Origin of the sequence: Ruegeria arenilitoris (assembly GCF_013030265.1) — a bacterium.
Taxonomy (GTDB): Bacteria; Pseudomonadota; Alphaproteobacteria; order Rhodobacterales; family Rhodobacteraceae; genus Ruegeria; species Ruegeria arenilitoris_E.
The window spans coordinates 1-1,248 of record NZ_WPZQ01000025.1 but is presented as its reverse complement, the minus strand read 5'-3'; the positions used below and the strand labels follow the sequence as shown (position 1 = coordinate 1,248).

1 protein-coding gene is annotated in these 1,248 nt (G+C 58.7%); it reads left to right on the top strand.

What is annotated here, in order from left to right; genetic code table 11:
- Window positions 1-1,176: elongation factor Tu (tuf, locus tag GOX61_RS22310; RefSeq protein WP_170337277.1), on the top strand; the 1,176-nt coding region annotated here is incomplete at its 5' end.
- Window positions 1,177-1,248 lie beyond the last annotated feature (72 nt).

Here is a 1,248-nt window from a genome sequence, read left to right as displayed (position 1 = left end):
ATGGCAAAGGAAAAGTTTGAGCGTACAAAACCGCACGTCAACATCGGCACGATTGGCCACGTTGACCACGGCAAGACCACGCTGACCGCAGCAATCACCAAGTATTTCGGTGACTTCAAAGCGTATGACCAGATTGACGGCGCGCCTGAAGAGAAAGCACGTGGCATCACCATCTCGACCGCCCACGTGGAATACGAGACCGACAACCGCCACTACGCGCACGTCGACTGCCCCGGCCACGCCGACTACGTTAAGAACATGATCACCGGTGCTGCCCAGATGGACGGCGCGATCCTGGTTGTGAACGCAGCTGACGGCCCGATGCCGCAGACGCGTGAGCACATCCTGCTGGGCCGCCAGGTTGGCATCCCGAAGATGGTCGTGTTCATGAACAAAGTTGACCAGGTTGACGACGAAGAGCTGCTGGAACTGGTTGAGATGGAAGTTCGCGAACTGCTGTCCAGCTACGACTACCCCGGCGACGATGTTCCGATCATCGCAGGTTCGGCTCTGGCCGCGATGGAAGGCAACAACCCGGAAATCGGCGAAGAGAAAATCAAAGAGCTGATGGCGGCTGTTGATGACTACATCGACACCCCTGAGCGTGAAGTCGACAAGCCGTTCCTGATGCCGGTTGAAGACGTGTTCTCGATCTCGGGCCGTGGTACCGTTGTGACCGGTCGTGTTGAGCGTGGCGTGATCAACGTTGGCGACGAAATTGAAATCGTCGGCATCCGCGACACTCAGAAAACCACCTGTACCGGTGTTGAAATGTTCCGCAAGCTGCTGGACCGCGGTGAAGCAGGCGACAACATCGGCGCGCTGCTGCGCGGTATCGACCGTGACGGCGTTGAGCGTGGCCAGGTTCTGTGTAAGCCGGGTTCGGTTACACCGCACACCAAGTTCGAAGCCGAAGCCTACATCCTGACCAAGGAAGAAGGCGGTCGTCACACCCCGTTCTTCGCGAACTACCGTCCGCAGTTCTACTTCCGTACAACTGACGTGACCGGCACCGTGACCCTGGCGGCCGGCACCGAGATGGTTATGCCCGGCGATAACGTCGGCTTCACCGTCGAGCTGATCGCACCGATCGCGATGGAAGATGGTCTGCGTTTCGCGATCCGCGAAGGCGGCCGCACCGTCGGCGCCGGCGTCGTCTCGAAAATCATCGAGTAAGTCGCGCCAGCGAATATCCAAAGAAAGGGCGTCCCTCGGGACGCCCTTTTTCGTTTTTGCCTAAGCCAACAG